The sequence below is a fragment of the Dialister sp. genome, assembly GCF_036343215.1.
Taxonomy (GTDB): Bacteria; Bacillota; Negativicutes; order Veillonellales; family Dialisteraceae; genus Dialister.
In genome coordinates this window covers 1-1036 of sequence record NZ_JAZASU010000235.1, presented here as the reverse complement: position 1 = coordinate 1036, position 1036 = coordinate 1, and the positions used below count along the sequence as shown (strand labels likewise).

General features: G+C 42.7%; 3 protein-coding genes. All 3 read right to left on the bottom strand.

Annotation, left to right across the window (positions count from 1 at the left end):
* Positions 1–168: 168 nt before the first annotated feature.
* A complete protein-coding gene (locus VZT47_RS10655) occupies positions 169–360 on the bottom strand; it encodes a helix-turn-helix transcriptional regulator (RefSeq protein ID WP_330224929.1) in 192 nt (63 codons plus the stop codon).
* Complete coding sequence (locus tag VZT47_RS10650) at positions 350–592, bottom strand: hypothetical protein (protein ID WP_330224928.1); 243 nt, start codon at positions 590–592, stop codon at positions 350–352. Before VZT47_RS10650 ends, VZT47_RS10655 begins: the two co-directional genes overlap by 11 nt.
* Before the next feature lie 129 nt (positions 593–721).
* The coding region (locus VZT47_RS10645) for a hypothetical protein (protein ID WP_330224927.1) at positions 722–1036 on the bottom strand (315 nt) is incomplete at its 5' end.

Here is a 1036-nt window from a genome sequence, read left to right as displayed (position 1 = left end):
TTTTAGTTCAGGATTTATATTGTTAATCCAGCGAGCCATCATGCTAAACGCACCAACTGCTATCAAGCATAAATAGATGGCCAAATACATTTTCTTGTATTCATATTTACTCATGGGACCTCCTGTAGTGATTTGGGCAAATTCCGATTTCTCGCTTTGTCTCATTTATCATTTCAAATGAAAAATATCATTTACACTTAATCCGAAGAACTCAGATATTTTCATGGCCAATTCCAGCGTCGGATCATATTTGTTATTTTCAATCGCAATGACCGTCTGCCTTGTAACGCCAAGTTCCTCCGCCAGGTCTTCCTGCCGGAGTTTTTTATTCTTTCGGAGTTCCTTGATATTATTCTTCATCTTCATCTACCATTTCTGTCATTCGCCTGGTTTCATACAACTTAATGCCATTAAAAATTACCATCCCCAGTATTCCAAAGATAAAAAGGGGCGTTGGGAATTCTCCGATAATGATTTTCTCAGCGATGCAGTAACCCATAATAGCAATTTCCAGAAAACAAAAAGCGAATCTGGCGGCTTTCATATTGATTGCCATTTCCATTTCATCGGCCTTTTTTAAAATCTTTTTCATCTAAGAGCCCTCCAAAAATGTCAAAACATTTTTACATTATTATATTAGTATGCGTCAGTTGAAATGTCAAGATGTCTTTACATTTATCCTTCCTTCGCTATGTACGGCAGCCTTTCGACTGCCTTTTTCTTAATGCTCCGGTCCGCGGGCCTTCGGCTTGGCTTTTTTTCCTTCCGGGGAAAGCTTTGCTGCAGTTTCCTTTGTGAAAGAATCCAGCTTTTCTCTTGCCGATTCTCTGGATCCGGTTTCCCGTGTCCTCGGTGCCCTTGTCTTGTAAGCCTCGACCATTTCCTTCAGCTCGGTATTCGGGATGGATTCCTTCCGGTTCTCCCAGATGATCTCGCCGTCGATACCGTCCGTCCTTTCCGGTTTGGTCACAGTCGTATGGCCCTCCGCCGGGATCTTGGCCCACAGGCCTTTCCCGTACTGGTTTTCATGAACTGC

Coding starts and splice junctions, on each gene's coding strand:
- VZT47_RS10655 (WP_330224929.1), bottom strand. CDS start 360: ATGAAGAATAATATCAAGGAACTCCGAAAGAATAAAAAACTCCGGCAG.
- VZT47_RS10650 (WP_330224928.1), bottom strand. CDS start 592: ATGAAAAAGATTTTAAAAAAGGCCGATGAAATGGAAATGGCAATCAAT.